Raw genomic sequence first — 14,255 nt, forward strand, 5'->3', positions numbered from 1 at the left:
TCCGACTGCGGGGCTTGTTGCTTCTGCTTGGGGGTGAATCCGGATCTCGGGGGTGGTGAACCCGGATCTCGGCGGTGGCTAAGCCGGATTTCGGCGGGTGGGCTCGCGTCGGTCGAGGGCCGCCGCCACCGCACTGGCCGGGCTGGTCAGGACCGGCGTGGCGAGGTCGACCAGGAGCGGGACGGCCCCGGCCATCGAGGCCTGGGCGAGCACCAGCACGTCGACCTCGTCCGCGAGCCGTCGTGCGGCGTCGGCGATGGTCTCCCGGTACGCCGCCTCCTGGCCGCTCTGGAAGAGCGCCCAGGCGCCCTCGACGACCTGCTCGCGCACCTCGACCTCGGCCCCCACGGCGCGTGCCTCGTCGGCCAGGAGCGCGAGGGTCGGTTCGAGGGTCGAGGCGACCGCCGCCAGGACACCGATCCGGGGTCCGGCGGCGACGGCTGCACGGGCCATCGGCCGGTCGATCCTGACCACCGGCACCCCGAGGCTTCCCGCAACCTCTTCGGCCAGCGGTCCGAGGGTGGAGCAGGTGCAGACCACGACGTCGGCGCCGTCAGCCTCCAGCGCCGTGAGCGCCTCGCGGACGTCGACGCCCAGGGCGGCCCGCTCCGCGGCGCTCAACGGCTGCTGAGCGCGCGCCAGCAGCTCGGGCTGGACCCGGTGCAGCGCGGCGGCGGCGTCGGGCAGCAGGGCCTCGAACGTCTCGACGTGGACCTGCGCGGTGTGCAGGAACCCGATCCGGGGCGGCGTACTCACGGAGGCATTCGACCACAGTCGCGCGGTCAGGAGACCTGGAGCCGCGGCGGGTCAGATCGGGAGGACCACGACGTGGCACCTGTCCCGCGGCGCGAGCACCGGAACGATGCCGGCGTCGAAGGTCGCCAGGACGGCGCCATGCCGGGCCGCGACCTCGACGAGGTGGAGGTCCGTCACCTGACGGAAGCCGACCAGCACCGAGAGATCGATCCGGGCCGTGATCGGGGACGTGTCATCGGGGAGGAAGGTCCAGCGCGCGTGGCGACGCATCGCCGCGAGCTGGGTCAGGACCTGCTGGCCGGTGAACTCGGCGCCGGTGACGGCACCGTTGAGCAGCAGCCGCACCAACGCAGACTCGGTGACAGGGGTCGTCGCCCACCGCCAGGTGGAGGCACGGAGAGCCTCGTGAGCCGCCCGGTGGTGCACGTGCGTGTCGAGGGCGAGCGCTACCAGGACGTTGGCGTCCAGGAGCCGCACTGCCTCAGTCATCACGGTGGGCCGCAACGAGCTCGTCGGTCACCTCGAACTCCGGACTGCCGTGCAGCACCTCGAAGGCGGTGAACGAGGTGTCGACCCGCATCGAGGACGCCGGGGCGCGCAGCCCACGGAGCGCCAGGCGCGACACGGCCTGGCCGAGGGAGGTTCCCTCAGCCTGCGCCAGAGCCCGCGCGGCGGCGAGCACCGTGTCGTCGATCTCCAACGTCGTCCGCATCTCAGCATCATAACATCAGCTCATCACCGAACGGATGCCGTCGAACGACACGGCGAGGAGCCTCACGGTCACGCCTGACCATGAGGCTCCTCGCCGATCGCGCCCCTACGGGCGGGGTGTCAGTGCGCGCCGGTGACCTCGTGGATCACGTCCGTGCCCAGGTCGGCGGCGAGGTCGCGCGCCTCCTGCGAGCCGGACTTCGCGCCGACCAGGCCGACGGCGGTGAGGACCGCGGAGACAGCGGCGCAGATCGCGGCGCCCAGGAAGGTCGTGTTGAACGCGCTGCTGAGCGAGCTGAACGCGAGGTCGTGCAGCGCGAACGGCATGTCGACGAACGGCTTGCCCGTGCTCGGGTCCGACAGCACCGGAACCGAGTTGACCGCGAGCGGACCGGCGTTGCTGATCCCGTGCAGTGCACCCATCACGGCCTCGGTCGGGACGTGCGAGTCGAGCGGCTGGCCCAGCACGGTGAAGCCGGTCTTGGCGGCCTCACCGAGCGCGCCGTCGAGGCCGTCATTGAACTTGCTCTTGGAGATCGAGTTGTAGATCGCGCCACCGAGCACCGGACCGAGCGCGAAGCCGAAGTCGCGGAGCAGGTTGGTGGTGGCCGAGGCCATCCCGGCGAGACGGATCGGCACCGAGTTGATCGCGACGGCGGTGATGGAGCCGACGGTCAGGGCGAAGCCGATGCCGTTGAGCACCATCGGGGCGATGAAGCGGACCCACTGGCCGTTGTCCGGGGCGCCGTGGGCGTCGAGGAAGTCGTGCGCGTCGAAGGTCGAGGACCAGAACGCCGCACCGGCGATGAAGGCGAAGCCGGCGGTGAGCACCCACTGCGGGCTGACGGAGTGGATCAGCTTGGCCACCAGCGGCACCAGCAGCATCGCGGGGACCTGGATGACCAGGAAGAGCAGGCCGATCCAGACGGCACCGATGTGCGCGACGGAGCCGAGGAACATCGTCATCGAGAAGCAGGTCGCCAGGTAGGCGAACATGCCGATCACGGCGGTGATGCCGGTGATCGCGAAGGCGCGGTTGGCGAAGAGCGAGAGGTGGATCAGCGGGGAGGCCGAACGGATCTCGACGACCACGAAGGCGACCAGGAAGATCGCGGCGACGACGAAGCCGAGGATGATCCGACCCTGGCCGTAGCCGACCTCGGAGCCCTGGGTCAGCGCCCAGGTCAGGGAGACCAGACCGATGATGATGGTGGCCTGACCGGGCAGGTCGAGCTTGCGGCCCTCGGGGGCCGAGGAGTTGCGCGCCGGGAGGGCGGCGAAGAAGGCGACGGCGGCCAGCGCGGCCGGGATCCAGAAGCTCTCCTTCCAGTGGCCGTGCTCGGCGAGCACGCCCGCGCTGATCGGGGAAACAGCGGCACCGACGGAGAGGAAGCCGGCCCACAGCGCGATCGCCTGGGCGCGAGCCTTCGCGTCGGGCGCCGCAGCGGCGATCATCGTCAGCGAGATCGGGTACAGCGCACCGGCACCGATACCGGCGACGGCCTGGCCGATCCACAGGTAGTGCACGTTGTCGGCCCCGGCGATGGTGACGATCTCACCGATCGCCAGCAGGACGAGGCCGCCGAGCAGGAGCTGCTTGCGACCGAAGAGGTCACCGAAGACGCCGAAGGTGAGCTCGAAGATCACCATCGCGGCAGCGAAGGAGGCACTGACCCAGGTGAGGTCGGCACCGGAGATGCCGAGCGAGCCCTGGATGGTGCCGAGGATCGAGGCAGGGAGCGAGTAGGCGACCTGAGCCACGAAGACGCCGAGACAGCCAGCGATCAGGGTCGGGACGTAGCCCGGGGACCGCACGTTGGATTGGTTCATTTCTGTTCCGCTTCTAGACGGGCGCCTGCGCTCGGAACCACTCCCGGATCAGTTCTGAGTTGCAGCGACTTTGTACATCGACTTGTGACCCCGATCACCGGGATCGCGTGAACCGTGTCACATCGCTTTACGGCATGTCAAGGAAAAACGCAGGATGTATTACGACCTGGCGTCGTGGTCACTGTGCATACGAGGGCCGGATACAGTTCGGCGCATGGCGAACCTGCGCGAAGCCCAGAAGCAGATGACGCGGCGGCTCCTGCTCGATGCAGGGCTCGACCTCTTCATCGCCCAGGGGTACGGCGCCACCACGATCGACGACATCGCGAAGGCGGCCGGGACGACCCGCGTCACCTTCTACGCGTACTTCCCCTCGCGCAGCGAGCTGATGAAGGCGCTCATCGACGAGCGCCTCAACGAGACCCTGAAGCGGGTCGGCTCCCCCGCCCACGGCTCGACGGCACAGGACCTGGTCACCACCGTGACCGACGGCTCCTACCGGGCGATCCGCGAGTGGGTCGAGGGCCGAGCCGACAACTGGCACCTGATCCACCCGCTGATCCGGATCGGCCGCGAGGCCGCCGTGATCGACCCCGAGCTCGGCAACCTGGTCGAGCGCTGGATGGAGGAGGCGATCGGCGACATCGAGGACGGCCTCACCCAGGCCGGACGCCTCGAGCCGCACCAGCGCCACTTCCGCGGGGTGCTGGCGATGGCCCAGCTCGACTTCGTCGCCCAGAACTGGGCGTCCGCGGGTGTCGAGGAGTGGAAGATCGACAGGACCGGGATGCTCGACGAGCTCGCCGCGAGCTGGACCAAGCTGCTCTCCCAGCCCTGAGACGCACCAGTTCCGGTGGGGGCGAGCATGCACCCACCCCCCACCGGAACCCGCACCGAGCGTGAGGATCAGTCGACGACCAGGCCGTCGGTCAGCTGGTGGGCCAGCTCCTCGACCGACTCCGGCTCCCGCTCGCGCAGCAGCGTCAGCGCGAGTACGGCGACCACGGCAGCCACCACCGCCGCGACGATCGAGGCGGCATGCAACCCAGTCAGGAACGCATCACGCGCCTGCGTGGCCACCTCGGCGGGCAGCTCAGCCGGCACGATCCCCTGCGAGACCGCCTCGGCCAGGTCGGCCGAGACGCCACCGGCGCCCACCCGGCCCGACACGACAGCGGCCAGCACCGCCGTGCCGAGCGCACCACCGAGCTGAATGCAGGTGGTCTGGAACCCGCCTGCGACGCCGGCCAGATGGACGGGCGCGCCACCCATGATCGCCTCGGCACCCGAAGGGATCGCGAAGCCTGAACCGAACGCGATCAGGACGAACGGGATGGCGAGCCACCAGTAGCTCGAGTCGGCGTCGTTGCCCACCAGCCCGATCAGGCCGACCGCCATCAACAGCAGTCCGAGCGCCACGGTGCGCCGCGCACCGAACCGTGCGGCCAGGCCGGCCCCCATCGGCGCAGAGATGATCGAGATCGCGCTCAGCGGCAGCATCTGGACCCCGGCCTCGATGGTGCTCGATCCCCGGGTGTTCATCAGGTACAGCGTGATCAGGAAGGTGATCCCGAGGAGTGCGAAGAAGTTCGCCACGAACGCGAGTCCGCCGATGCTGACGCCGCGCGAGGCCAACAGGGACGGCGGCAGCAGCGGCGTACGCACTCTCGCTTCGACCCCCACGAAGAGCGCGAGCACGACGAGCCCGAGAACGATCGTGCCCACGGTGCGCAGGTCGCCCCAGCCCCAGGACGCCGACTGCACGACGCCGAAAACGACACAGAAGAGGGCAGCACCGAGCAGGAGGACACCGGCCAGATCGATGTGGGAGTCCCCCTCAGCGGTGGACTCGCGCAGCACGATCAGGCCGAAGATCAGGCCGAGCACAGCGATGGGGGCGTTGATGTAGAAGACGCTCTCCCAGGTGACCTTCTCCACCAGGACGCCGGCGATCAGCGGCCCGGCCGCGATCGCCACCGAGGAGATGCCTCCCCAGATGCCGACCGCCATCCCGAACTTCTCCCGGGGCCAGGTGGCCCGCAGCAACGCAAGGGTCTGCGGCATCAACAGTGCTGCACCGACACCCTGCACCGCGCGGAGCGCGATCACGCCACCGATCGTCCCGATCAGGCCGATGCCGACCGAGGTCACGGCGAAGACCACGAGGCCGGCGAGGTAGAGCCGCTTGCGCCCGAACCGGTCACCGAGCTTGCCGCCCAGGACGAGCAGCACGGCCAGCGCCAGGAGGTAGGAGTTGGTGACCCACTGGAGCTGGGAGAACGAGGCCCCCAGGTCGGCGGCGATCGCCGGATTGGCAATCGAGACCACGGTGGCATCGAGGCCGACCATGAAGAGGCCGAAGCAGACGGCAGCGAGAGTCAGGACGGGATTTCCGCCTGAGGGACGGACTGAGCCGTCCTCGGGAAGCATCGGCGCGGGGCCCATGGGTGACACACTCCTCAGTAGTTATGGTTCTATAACCATAACACCAACTACACTGGGCGCATGACCGCTGTGAGCGACGCTGGCCTCGCAGGGCTCGCGGACACCGTGTTGAAGCTGGCAGCGAAGCTCGATATCCGCAGCCCAGCACTGCGTGACGTCATCCCCCTGACCGGCACGGAGATCGCCGTGATGCGCGAGATCCACCAACTCGACCGACCCAGCCCCAGTCAGATCGCCGACGCCACAGGCCTGCAGCGCAGCAACGTCAGCACGGCCTTGCGCAACCTCGAGGCGCGAGGCCTGGTGGTGCGTCAGCACTCCGCCGGCGACGCCCGCGCGATCGAGCTGATCGCCACCCCTCTCGCCGGCGAGATCCTCCAGCGGATCCATGATTACTGGGTGACCCGCCTCCGCGCCCTCCCCCCGACGCTCCAAGCCGAGGGAGTCGCCGCTGTCGACGTCCTCGCCCGGATCGCCTCCGTCCTCTCCGAGCAGGGAGCCTGAGATGGCCGAGCGCGTCACGTTCGCCAGCTCCACCGGCCCGATGCTCGCCGGCCTGATCGACGCTCCGATCGGCCAGCACCGCGGCTGGGGCGTCTTCGCCCACGGCTTCACCCTCGGCAAGGACTGCCCCGCCGCCGCACGGATCTGCCGCCAACTCGCCTCCGAGGGCATCGGGATGCTCCGCTTCGACAACCTCGGCCTCGGGGACTCCGAGGGCGACTGGGGCGACGGCTCCTTCACCGTCAAGGTCGCCGACACCCTCCAGGCGGTCAGCTTCATGGCCGAGCGCGGCACCCCGGTCGACCTGCTCGTCGGCCACTCCTGGGGCGGCGCCGCCGTCCTCGCCGCCGCCCACGACGTACCCAGCGCCCGCGCCGTGGTCAGCATCGGAGCGCCCAGCGACCCCAGCGAGGTGGAGAAGCAGTACGACGCCGTCGTCGAGCGTGCCGTCGCCGAGGGCGACACCGAGTGGATGGTCGGGGGCCGCTCCCTCACCCTCAAGCGCGCGTTCGTCGAGGAGGTCCGCAGCGCCCGGCTGCTCTACCGCGTGCCCGAGATCCGCAAGCCGTTGATGGTGATGCACTCCCCGACCGACAACACCGTCGCGATCGAGAACGCCGCCGACATCTTCAACGCCGCCCGGCACCCGCGGAACTTCATCGCCCTGGAGGGCAGCGACCACCTGATGACCGCTCCCGGCCAGGCCAAGCGGGCGGCGCGGATCATCAGCGCCTGGGCCGACGCCTACCTGAACTGAGCGGCCAAGGTCCCGCCCAGGATCCGTTGGATTGCACAGTAGGAACCCGTTGGATTGCACAGTAGGAACCCGTTGGACTGCGCAATAGAAGTCCGTTGGATTGCACAGCAGAGGGACGTGCGACTGATACCGTGAGGTCATGCCGTACCGCCGTCGGGTCCTCGACGAGGTGTTGGACGACCTCCTTCCCGCCCTCGCCGCCGTCACGCTGGAGGGCGCCAAGGGCGTCGGCAAGACGGCGACGGCTCGGGAGCGAGCCCAGACATTCCTCCCGCTCGACCTTCCCGCTCAGCGTGAGATCGTGGCAGCGGACCTCACCTACCTGACCCGCGTTGATCCGCCGGTCCTGATCGACGAGTGGCAGCTCGTGCCGGCGGTCTGGGACCGCGTCCGTCGCGCCGTCGACGACGGCGCCGCAGGCGGCACCTTCCTCCTCACCGGGTCGGCGACCATCCCTGCCGACGCACGCATCCACTCCGGAGCAGGTCGCATCGTCAGCCTGAAGATGCGACCGCTGTCCCTGGCAGAGCGGAACCTCGCCGAGCCGACCGTCTCCCTCGCCGACCTGCTGAGCGGAAGCCGACCGGCGATCGGTGGCGAGTCGACGCTCGATCTCGACACCTATGTCGAGGAGATCCTGCGCTCGGGGTTCCCGGGAATCCGCGATCTCCCCACCCGAGCACGCTCGCTCCAGCTCGACAGCTACCTCACCCGGATCCTTGAACGGGAGCTGCCGGAGAACGGCGTCTCCGTCCGCCGACCGGCCGCACTGCGCGCATGGCTCGCCGCCTACGCCGCCTGCACCTCCAGCGACACGACGTACTCGAAGATCCTCGACGCTGCCACCTCCGGCCTGGCTGACAAACCCTCCCGAGGCACCGTCGACGGCTACCGCGAGCAGCTGACCCGGCTCTTCATTCTCGATCCGGTCCCGGCGTGGGTGCCGGTCTTCAACCCACTGAAACGGCTCACACTGTCCCCCAAACACCACCTGGTGGACCCAGCGTTGGCGGCCCGTCTCGCAGGCGTCACCCGACCGGGCCTGCTCCGCGGCTTCTCCCCGCAGGGCGACCCAGCCGCGGGCACCTGGCTCGGCGCACTGTTCGAGTCCCTCGTCACTCAGAGCGTGCGGGTGTACGCCGACGCCGCATCGGCCCACGTCGGCCACCTCCGCACCCAGGCGACCGATCGGGAGATCGATCTGATCGTCGAGGGCGAGGACCGTCGCGTGGTGGCGATCGAGGTCAAGCTCAGCGAGACGATCAGCGACCGCGACGTCCGGCACCTCAACTGGCTGCACGACCAGATCGGCGACCACCTCGCCGACAAGGTGGTCATCACCACCGGACGTCATGCCTACCGGCGGGCCGACGGCGTGGCGGTCGTGCCGCTGGCGCTCCTCGGACCGTGACCCGCCACGGTTACCGCTGCCCGCCGGGCGGCGCGGGCGGGCCGAGCTCGGCCGTCACCTGTCCGGCGACCTCCATCAGCAGGGCCCGGAGCCACTCGATGAAGAAGTGGTCGGACAGCCGCGGGTTCCAGACCATGTCGATCCCGACCCCCGGCAGGGCGAACGGCACCTCCTCGATCCGCAGGTCGACGACGGACTTCATCGCGGCGGCGACGGTGCCGCGCTGGAACGCGACGCCGCCGGAGCGGGCGACCAGGTGCGGGACGAGCAGGTTGTCCGAGACCAGCTGCCCGATCTCGTAGCCCACCCCGAGCTGATCGAGCACCGTGTACGGCAGCACCCGGCGCTCGGCGTCGAAGACGATGTGCCGCTCCCGGGTGACCAGCTCCATCGGGGTCGCCGCGGGATCGGTCTCGGGCGAGGCGACGAGCATCCAGCGGTCGTCGTACAGGCGCTCACGGGGGTACGGCGAGCTGAACGCCTCCGAGAGCAGGACGACGTCGACGCCCTCCTCGGTGAACTCCGGCTCGGTCGGCATCGTGAAGGTGCGGATCTTGAAGATCGCGTTCGGGGCCCGCTCGGCGATCAGCCGCCCCAGCGGCGCCCCGACGACGAACGCCGTCGCCGTCATCATCCCGACGGTGATCACCCGACGATCCTTGGCCGGGTCGAAGTCGGGGAAGTTCACCACGCCGGCGGTCTGGATCAGCACCGCCCGCAGCGGCGCGATCAGGTCGAGCGCCCGCGGGGTCAGCTTGGTCTCGGCACCCTCGCGGACCAGCAGGTCGTCGCCGAAGAGCCGGCGCATCCGCGCCAGGGCGTGACTCATCGCGGGCTGGGAGAGCCCCACCCGTGCCGCGGCGCGGGTGACGCTGCGCTCCTCCAGCAGGGCCAGCAGCGGCACCAGCAGGTTGAGGTTGACCGACGCGAGCCGGTCCAGGCCGACGCCGCTGACCGGCGGCTCACCGTCGGACTGGCGCCCCTGTTCCTCACTCATCGCGCCCCTGACCTTACGCAGCCCATCGCCACCGACTCAGATCACGCGGTACGACGGATAGCGGCGGGCGATCTCGAACATCACCGTCACCATCGAGTCGGCATCGAGGTGCTCGGAGAAGTCCGGAGACGCGGGGAAGGAGTCGGCGGCGGGTGCCCACAGGGCGACCACCGGTCGGCCGGTCAGGGTGCTGAGGCTGCTCACCCCATCCAGATCGGGCCAGGTCGCGGCGATCGCACGTGCCCACGCACGACAGGTGGCGCGCGGCCCTGACGCGAAGGAGTGCGAGGCCCCGTTGCGCAACGCCCACTCACCGGTGAGGTCGAGCAGCCGCAGCGGCCGGATCGGCTGCCACGAGGTGGCCTTGGGACGACCCGTGACGGTGTCGATCACGCGGTCGTACTGAAACACCTCGGCCACCGACGTGGCCAGGTCCGTGGCGGCGTACGTCACGCCGAGGCCGGGGTGCTGACCGGTCGGCATCGGATGCGGGTCGAACCGCGCCGACACCGCGGGCCCCCACTGCCGCAGCGTCGACCAGCCCAGCACGTGCTGCCCCACCGTGGGGTGGACCCGCCACAGCACCGGGCGCACCTCGATCACATCCTCAGCCCGGCGCGTCAGCACGACCGGCGGCCGCGAGGGCCGCTTCGGGTAGGGCGCGCTCACGCCCGAGCCAGCGCGTCCATCCAGTCGACGATGACCTCGACGTCCCCCGAGGACCAGATGAAGTCCACCGGGGAGGCTCCGATCTCGTCGAGCACGGAGGTCATGAACGACTCCACGGCCAGCGGGTGCATCGTCTTGGGGATCGCCGGAACGAGCTGGCCCAGGCCGGGCAGCAGGTCGGCGCCGCCACCTGCCGCCTCGGCGAGGAACTGCCAGTCCGGCAGATAGCGGCGCCCCTGCACCGTGATCGCGTACAGGCTGCGATCCCCGATCCGGTGCGAGATCCGCGACCGGGAGACCCCCAGCCGCGCGGCCGCCTCCTCCAGAGTCAGGCTGGAGCCGAGCAGCTCCTCCAGGGTCCGCGCCGCCGTGAGGGCGCGCTGCCGCTGGATCTCCGCAGGATCGGTCTCCTCCCAGCCGTCGAGCGCGGCGACCGCCTCAGGTCCGCCGTGCTCGCGCAGGTAGGCCAGCGAGGCCGACGAGATCGGCGTCGCACCCGCGGCAGGGGTCTGACTCAGCTCGGCCTCGACCTCAGCCGGAGTCAGACCGGGGAAGAACCGGTCCAGCACCTCGTCCGCGGTGATCGCGCTCATGCGCACATGATATCACGGGGTGTGGTGATGTGCGGGCCTGCCTCAGCCGGCGAGCGTGCGCCGCAGCCGCGGGATCGGGATCCGGTGGTTGAGCGCTACCGCCGCCCCTGCCCCCGAGCCCTCGACCGGCGCCCACCGCATCAGCCCGTGACCGTCAGGTCCCGCGTCGACGTACTCGGGAGCACCGGTGACGGGGAGGTCGCCGACTGCCTTGAGGTGGAGCCCGAAGCCCTCGGTCCAGAAGTACGACTGGAACGCCAGCGGCGGTGCCTCCTCGCCCCGGATCAGGGCGACCGCGGCGACCTTGGCCTGCTCGATGGCACTGCTCCACAACGGAATCCGGCGTCGACCGTACGCCGTCACCAGCGCAGCCAGGTCGCCGACCGCAGCCACGTCAGGGCGCACCAGCCCCCGCTCGTCGACGGCGATCGCACCGCCACCGGCCCCGGCGGCGAGCAGTCCGGAGTCCGCCAGCCACTCGGTGTTCGGCAGGTCGCCGACGGCGCTGACCACCACGTCGGCGTGCAGCCGGCGGCCGTCGGCGAGGACGACCTCGGTGTGCGCCCCGGGCCGCTCGAGCCGGGCGCCGGCGGTCTGCACGACCTCCAGCCCCTGGTCCTGGGCGGTCCGGGTCCAGATCTGGGCCAGGTGCTCGCCCAGCGCGTCGATCAGCGGCAGCCCCTGGGACACGACCGTGACGCGGCATCCGGCGGCGAGCGCGCCGGAGGCGATCTCCATGCCGAGGACGCCACCGCCGACCACGATCACCGACCCGCCCGGTCCGACCTCGGCGATCCGCTCACGGAGCACGAAGGCGTCGTCGAGCCCGCGCAGGGTGACCTCGTCGGCGAGGTCGGAGAGTCGTCGGGCACGCGATCCGGTGGCGATCACCAGCCGGTCGTAGCCCAGCGTCTCGCCGTCGTCGAGCCTCACCCGTCGGGCCTCCGGGTCGAGCGCGGTGGCGCGCACGCCGAGCAGCTCGGTGGCGCCGTGCGTCGGGGTGGGCAGCTGGTGGGCGGTGAGGTCGGCCGCGGGGGCCAGGAGTGCCTTGGAGAGCGCCGGTCGCGAGTACGCCGCGTGCTTCTCCTCGCCCACGATGGTGACCTCGCCGTCGAACCCGGCGCCGCGCAGGGCATCGGCGGCGGTGAGGCCGGCGATGCCGTTGCCGAGGATGAGGACGTGGTCGATCCGGTCCGAGGGTGCAGCCATCGGGCTCACGCCAGACTGAGGGCTGCGACCGGGCAGACCCGGACGGCGGCGTTGGCCTCGCCGACCGCAGCGGCGTCGGCGTCGTCGACCTCGGGGCGATCGAGGATCAGCTCACCGTCGTCGTCGAGGTGCATCAGGGAGGCGGCGGCCTCCTCGCACAGGCCGTGGCCTTCGCAGCGGGGGCGGTCGAGGACGATCTTCATCCGGGGACTACTTCCAGGACGGGCAGCGACTCGATGCTGCGGGTGATGTTGTGCGGGACGCGGGTCTCGGGGGCGACGACGAGGCGCTCGACCCGGCGGGCGAGGGCGTCGATGATGGCGTGCGCCTCGAGCCGTGCCAGGCCCTGGCCGGCGCAGCCGTGCACGCCGTAGCCCAGGGAGAGGTGGTCGACCGGGTTGCGCTCGATGCGGAACTCGTCGGGGTTCTCGTAGTGCCGCGGGTCGCGGTTGCCGGCGCCGAAGACGATCGCGATCTGGGCGCCGGCCGGGATGGTGACGCCGTCGATCTGGACGTCGCGGGTGGTCTTGCGTCCCCAGACGTTGATCGGCGCCCAGAAGCGCAGCACCTCGTTGAACGCCGCCGACACCAGCGACGGGTCCTCGCGGACCAGGGCGAGCTGGTCGGGGTGGGCGGCGAAGAGGGCGAGGATGTTGCCGATCGCGCTGACGGTGTTCTCCACGCCGGCGGCGAGGAACTGGTGGATGATGTGGCCCGAGGAGCCCTCGGGGATGGCGCCGCGCTCCTCGGCCTCGAAGATGCCGTGGCCGATCGAGCCGGGGGTCAGGTCGGCCTTGGCGACCTTCGAGCACCACTCGTAGAGCTGGCCGGCGATCGGGAAGGAGTCGGCGGTGCGCTGGTTGAGCGGCCCGATCACCTGGTTGGCGGCCTTGCCCCAGGCCAGCATGTGGTCGCGGACCTCGCCGGTGAAGCCGACCAGGTCGGCGACGACCTGGAGCGGGAACGCCCGGGCGATGGCGTCGATCGCGTCGAAGCTGCCTTCGGCGACGAGGGTCGCGACGAGCTCGTCGGCGCGGGCGTCGATCTGACCCTTGAGCCCGCGCAGCGCGCGCGGCGAGAGGTTCTCGGTCAGGGCGGCGCGGAGCTGGGTGTGCAGCGGCGGGTCGGAGGCCAGCGAGGTGCCGGTCAGGGCCTCGTTGACCATCGGGTTGAAGCCGATCGCGCTGGCCGAGGAGAAGGTCTCCCAGTCGCCGAGCGCGGTCCGGATGACGTCGTAGCGCGTCAGGGCGTAGACGTCGTTGGCAGGCAGATGGACGACGCCGCCGAGCTCGCGCAGGACGGCGTACGTCGGATAGGGGTCGATCAGCACGTCGTCGGCGAACAGGTCGACGTCGGAGGTCGGCACAGCGGCGGTGCCACCCTCGGCAGCAGGAGCGGTCTCGGTCATGCCTCCATCAAAGGTGACCGCCACCACATAAGACAAGTGAATGCTTTACATGGTGTTTCATTCATTCATTGCATGTCTAGCGACGACGGATCGTCACCGCGCCACCTGGCCCGACGCCCCGACGGCGCCGAACAGTCGGGACCGCCCAGGCCCTCTCGACCCTCGACCCTCGACTCAGACCGCGGCGAGCTCCTGCTCGATCGCCGTGGCCGCGCGCGAGAGCGTGCCGACGAACGACGGCAGATGCTCCACCTCATAGCGCGGACTCGGCATCGAGACCGCCAGGCCTGCCAGCACCGCACCGTCGCTCCCCCGGATCGGCACGCCGACGGCGACGACGCCCTTCTCCGAACGGCCCCGGTTGACGGCGAAGCCCTGTCGCCGGATCTTGACCAGCTCCGCGGCCAGACGCTCCAGGTCAGGGCGGTCGACGGCGCCGTCGGAGCCCTCCTCAGCGGACTCGTCGGGGTCGCCGTACACCGCCTGCAGCTCCGCCTCAGAGAGGTCGGCGAGCAGCACCAAGCCACCCGAGGTCCGATACGCAGGGAAGACCATTCCCTCCCGCGATGTCACCCGCAACGCCTGCCCCGACTCGACCGAGGCGACGAACCGCACCGAGGCGCCGACCCGCACGGTGGCGTTCACCGTCTCGCCGAGCAGGTCGACCAGCCGGTGGGCGTGCGGCAGCACCGCGGCCCGCAGCAGAGCGGTCCGGGACTGGGAGTGCTGGGCCAGCTCCAGCACCGGCCCCGCGTGGTAGACCCGCGCCTCGTCCTGGGTCGCGAAGTCGCGGTAGACCAGCATCTGGAGCAGGCGGTGGGCCGTCGAGCGTGCCACCCCGAGCCGCTCGGCGGTCTCGGCCACGGTGAGCGACCCTTCGAGCTGGAGCATCGCCGCGATCCGGAGCGCATGGTCGACGCTGGTGATGGCGTACGCCGGAGGGGTCTTCATCGGCGCGACTCATT

At 70.6% G+C, this 14,255-nt stretch carries 16 protein-coding genes; 4 read left to right on the plus strand and 12 right to left on the minus strand.

Going from position 1 to position 14,255, the window contains the following annotated elements:
• Positions 1-78 precede the first annotated feature (78 nt).
• The 4 genes from Q1V88_RS12745 to Q1V88_RS12760 all read right to left on the minus strand — a co-directional run bounded on the left by Q1V88_RS12745 (position 79) and on the right by Q1V88_RS12760 (position 3,297).
• On the minus strand, positions 79-756 hold the full coding sequence (locus Q1V88_RS12745; protein ID WP_300681577.1) for an aspartate/glutamate racemase family protein: 678 nt from the start codon (positions 754-756) through the stop codon (positions 79-81).
• A 51-nt stretch (positions 757-807) separates the two neighbouring features.
• Entirely contained in the window at positions 808-1,245 is a 438-nt protein-coding gene (locus Q1V88_RS12750; RefSeq protein ID WP_300681578.1) for a TA system VapC family ribonuclease toxin, read from the minus strand.
• Positions 1,238-1,468, minus strand: a complete 231-nt coding sequence (locus Q1V88_RS12755) for a DUF2191 domain-containing protein (RefSeq protein ID WP_300681579.1) — start codon at positions 1,466-1,468, stop codon at positions 1,238-1,240. Before Q1V88_RS12755 ends, Q1V88_RS12750 begins: the two co-directional genes overlap by 8 nt.
• A 119-nt stretch (positions 1,469-1,587) precedes the next feature.
• Positions 1,588-3,297: an MFS transporter gene (locus tag Q1V88_RS12760; protein WP_300681580.1), complete on the minus strand. Its 1,710-nt coding sequence runs from the start codon at positions 3,295-3,297 to the stop codon at positions 1,588-1,590.
• 214 nt (positions 3,298-3,511) lie between these two features.
• Here Q1V88_RS12760 and Q1V88_RS12765 point away from each other — a divergent pair, with 214 nt between their 5' ends.
• On the plus strand, positions 3,512-4,135 hold the full coding sequence (locus Q1V88_RS12765) for a TetR/AcrR family transcriptional regulator (protein ID WP_300681581.1): 624 nt from the start codon (positions 3,512-3,514) through the stop codon (positions 4,133-4,135).
• Positions 4,136-4,203: 68 nt separating this feature from the next.
• Here the strand turns inward: Q1V88_RS12765 and Q1V88_RS12770 are convergent, their stop codons facing one another.
• Positions 4,204-5,742, minus strand: a complete 1,539-nt coding sequence (locus Q1V88_RS12770) for an MFS transporter (RefSeq protein ID WP_300681582.1) — start codon at positions 5,740-5,742, stop codon at positions 4,204-4,206.
• Positions 5,743-5,802: 60 nt separating this feature from the next.
• Between Q1V88_RS12770 and Q1V88_RS12775 the strand changes: the two genes are divergently transcribed.
• The 3 genes from Q1V88_RS12775 to Q1V88_RS12785 all read left to right on the plus strand — a co-directional run bounded on the left by Q1V88_RS12775 (position 5,803) and on the right by Q1V88_RS12785 (position 8,414).
• Positions 5,803-6,246 carry a MarR family transcriptional regulator gene (locus tag Q1V88_RS12775; protein WP_300681583.1) on the plus strand — a complete coding sequence of 148 codons (444 nt, stop codon included), beginning with the start codon at positions 5,803-5,805 and terminating at the stop codon, positions 6,244-6,246.
• Position 6,247: 1 nt separating this feature from the next.
• Entirely contained in the window at positions 6,248-7,003 is a 756-nt protein-coding gene (locus tag Q1V88_RS12780; RefSeq protein WP_300681584.1) for an alpha/beta fold hydrolase, read from the plus strand.
• 139 nt (positions 7,004-7,142) lie between these two features.
• Positions 7,143-8,414 carry a DUF4143 domain-containing protein gene (locus Q1V88_RS12785; RefSeq protein ID WP_300681585.1) on the plus strand — a complete coding sequence of 424 codons (1,272 nt, stop codon included), beginning with the start codon at positions 7,143-7,145 and terminating at the stop codon, positions 8,412-8,414.
• A gap of 10 nt (positions 8,415-8,424) precedes the next feature.
• Here Q1V88_RS12785 and Q1V88_RS12790 read toward each other — a convergent pair whose 3' ends face one another.
• The 7 genes from Q1V88_RS12790 to Q1V88_RS12820 all read right to left on the minus strand — a co-directional run bounded on the left by Q1V88_RS12790 (position 8,425) and on the right by Q1V88_RS12820 (position 14,241).
• The gene (locus tag Q1V88_RS12790; protein WP_300681586.1) at positions 8,425-9,411 is read right to left on the minus strand and encodes a LysR family transcriptional regulator; all 987 of its coding nucleotides are present in this window, start codon (positions 9,409-9,411) and stop codon (positions 8,425-8,427) included.
• A gap of 36 nt (positions 9,412-9,447) precedes the next feature.
• Entirely contained in the window at positions 9,448-10,080 is a 633-nt protein-coding gene (locus Q1V88_RS12795; RefSeq protein ID WP_300681587.1) for an RES family NAD+ phosphorylase, read from the minus strand.
• Positions 10,077-10,673: a hypothetical protein gene (locus Q1V88_RS12800; protein WP_300681588.1), complete on the minus strand. Its 597-nt coding sequence runs from the start codon at positions 10,671-10,673 to the stop codon at positions 10,077-10,079. Before Q1V88_RS12800 ends, Q1V88_RS12795 begins: the two co-directional genes overlap by 4 nt.
• A 42-nt stretch (positions 10,674-10,715) precedes the next feature.
• Positions 10,716-11,882, minus strand: a complete 1,167-nt coding sequence (locus tag Q1V88_RS12805) for an FAD-dependent oxidoreductase (protein ID WP_300681589.1) — start codon at positions 11,880-11,882, stop codon at positions 10,716-10,718.
• A 5-nt stretch (positions 11,883-11,887) separates the two neighbouring features.
• Positions 11,888-12,085 carry a ferredoxin gene (locus Q1V88_RS12810; RefSeq protein ID WP_300681590.1) on the minus strand — a complete coding sequence of 66 codons (198 nt, stop codon included), beginning with the start codon at positions 12,083-12,085 and terminating at the stop codon, positions 11,888-11,890.
• Complete coding sequence (locus tag Q1V88_RS12815; protein ID WP_300681591.1) at positions 12,082-13,290, minus strand: cytochrome P450; 1,209 nt, start codon at positions 13,288-13,290, stop codon at positions 12,082-12,084. The genes Q1V88_RS12810 and Q1V88_RS12815 overlap by 4 nt, the downstream gene beginning before the upstream one ends.
• 174 nt (positions 13,291-13,464) lie before the next feature.
• Positions 13,465-14,241, minus strand: coding sequence for an IclR family transcriptional regulator (locus Q1V88_RS12820; protein ID WP_300681592.1), 777 nt, complete (start codon positions 14,239-14,241; stop codon positions 13,465-13,467).
• Positions 14,242-14,255 lie beyond the last annotated feature (14 nt).

The organism is Nocardioides sp. (genome assembly GCF_030150155.1).
Classification (GTDB): Bacteria; Actinomycetota; Actinomycetes; order Propionibacteriales; family Nocardioidaceae; genus Nocardioides.

Excerpts from the sequence above, each read along its gene's own strand:
- Q1V88_RS12810 (WP_300681590.1), bottom strand. The coding sequence starts at position 12,085 with ATGAAGATCGTCCTCGACCGCCCCCGCTGCGAAGGCCACGGCCTGTGC.
- Q1V88_RS12800 (WP_300681588.1), bottom strand. The coding sequence starts at position 10,673 with ATGAGCGCGATCACCGCGGACGAGGTGCTGGACCGGTTCTTCCCCGGT.
- Q1V88_RS12765 (WP_300681581.1), top strand. The coding sequence starts at position 3,512 with ATGGCGAACCTGCGCGAAGCCCAGAAGCAGATGACGCGGCGGCTCCTG.
- Q1V88_RS12750 (WP_300681578.1), bottom strand. The coding sequence starts at position 1,245 with ATGACTGAGGCAGTGCGGCTCCTGGACGCCAACGTCCTGGTAGCGCTC.
- Q1V88_RS12790 (WP_300681586.1), bottom strand. The coding sequence starts at position 9,411 with ATGAGTGAGGAACAGGGGCGCCAGTCCGACGGTGAGCCGCCGGTCAGC.
- Q1V88_RS12755 (WP_300681579.1), bottom strand. The coding sequence starts at position 1,468 with ATGCGGACGACGTTGGAGATCGACGACACGGTGCTCGCCGCCGCGCGG.
- Q1V88_RS12770 (WP_300681582.1), bottom strand. The coding sequence starts at position 5,742 with ATGGGCCCCGCGCCGATGCTTCCCGAGGACGGCTCAGTCCGTCCCTCA.
- Q1V88_RS12775 (WP_300681583.1), top strand. The coding sequence starts at position 5,803 with ATGACCGCTGTGAGCGACGCTGGCCTCGCAGGGCTCGCGGACACCGTG.
- Q1V88_RS12805 (WP_300681589.1), bottom strand. The coding sequence starts at position 11,882 with ATGGCTGCACCCTCGGACCGGATCGACCACGTCCTCATCCTCGGCAAC.
- Q1V88_RS12760 (WP_300681580.1), bottom strand. The coding sequence starts at position 3,297 with ATGAACCAATCCAACGTGCGGTCCCCGGGCTACGTCCCGACCCTGATC.
- Q1V88_RS12820 (WP_300681592.1), bottom strand. The coding sequence starts at position 14,241 with ATGAAGACCCCTCCGGCGTACGCCATCACCAGCGTCGACCATGCGCTC.
- Q1V88_RS12780 (WP_300681584.1), top strand. The coding sequence starts at position 6,248 with ATGGCCGAGCGCGTCACGTTCGCCAGCTCCACCGGCCCGATGCTCGCC.
- Q1V88_RS12785 (WP_300681585.1), top strand. The coding sequence starts at position 7,143 with ATGCCGTACCGCCGTCGGGTCCTCGACGAGGTGTTGGACGACCTCCTT.
- Q1V88_RS12815 (WP_300681591.1), bottom strand. The coding sequence starts at position 13,290 with ATGACCGAGACCGCTCCTGCTGCCGAGGGTGGCACCGCCGCTGTGCCG.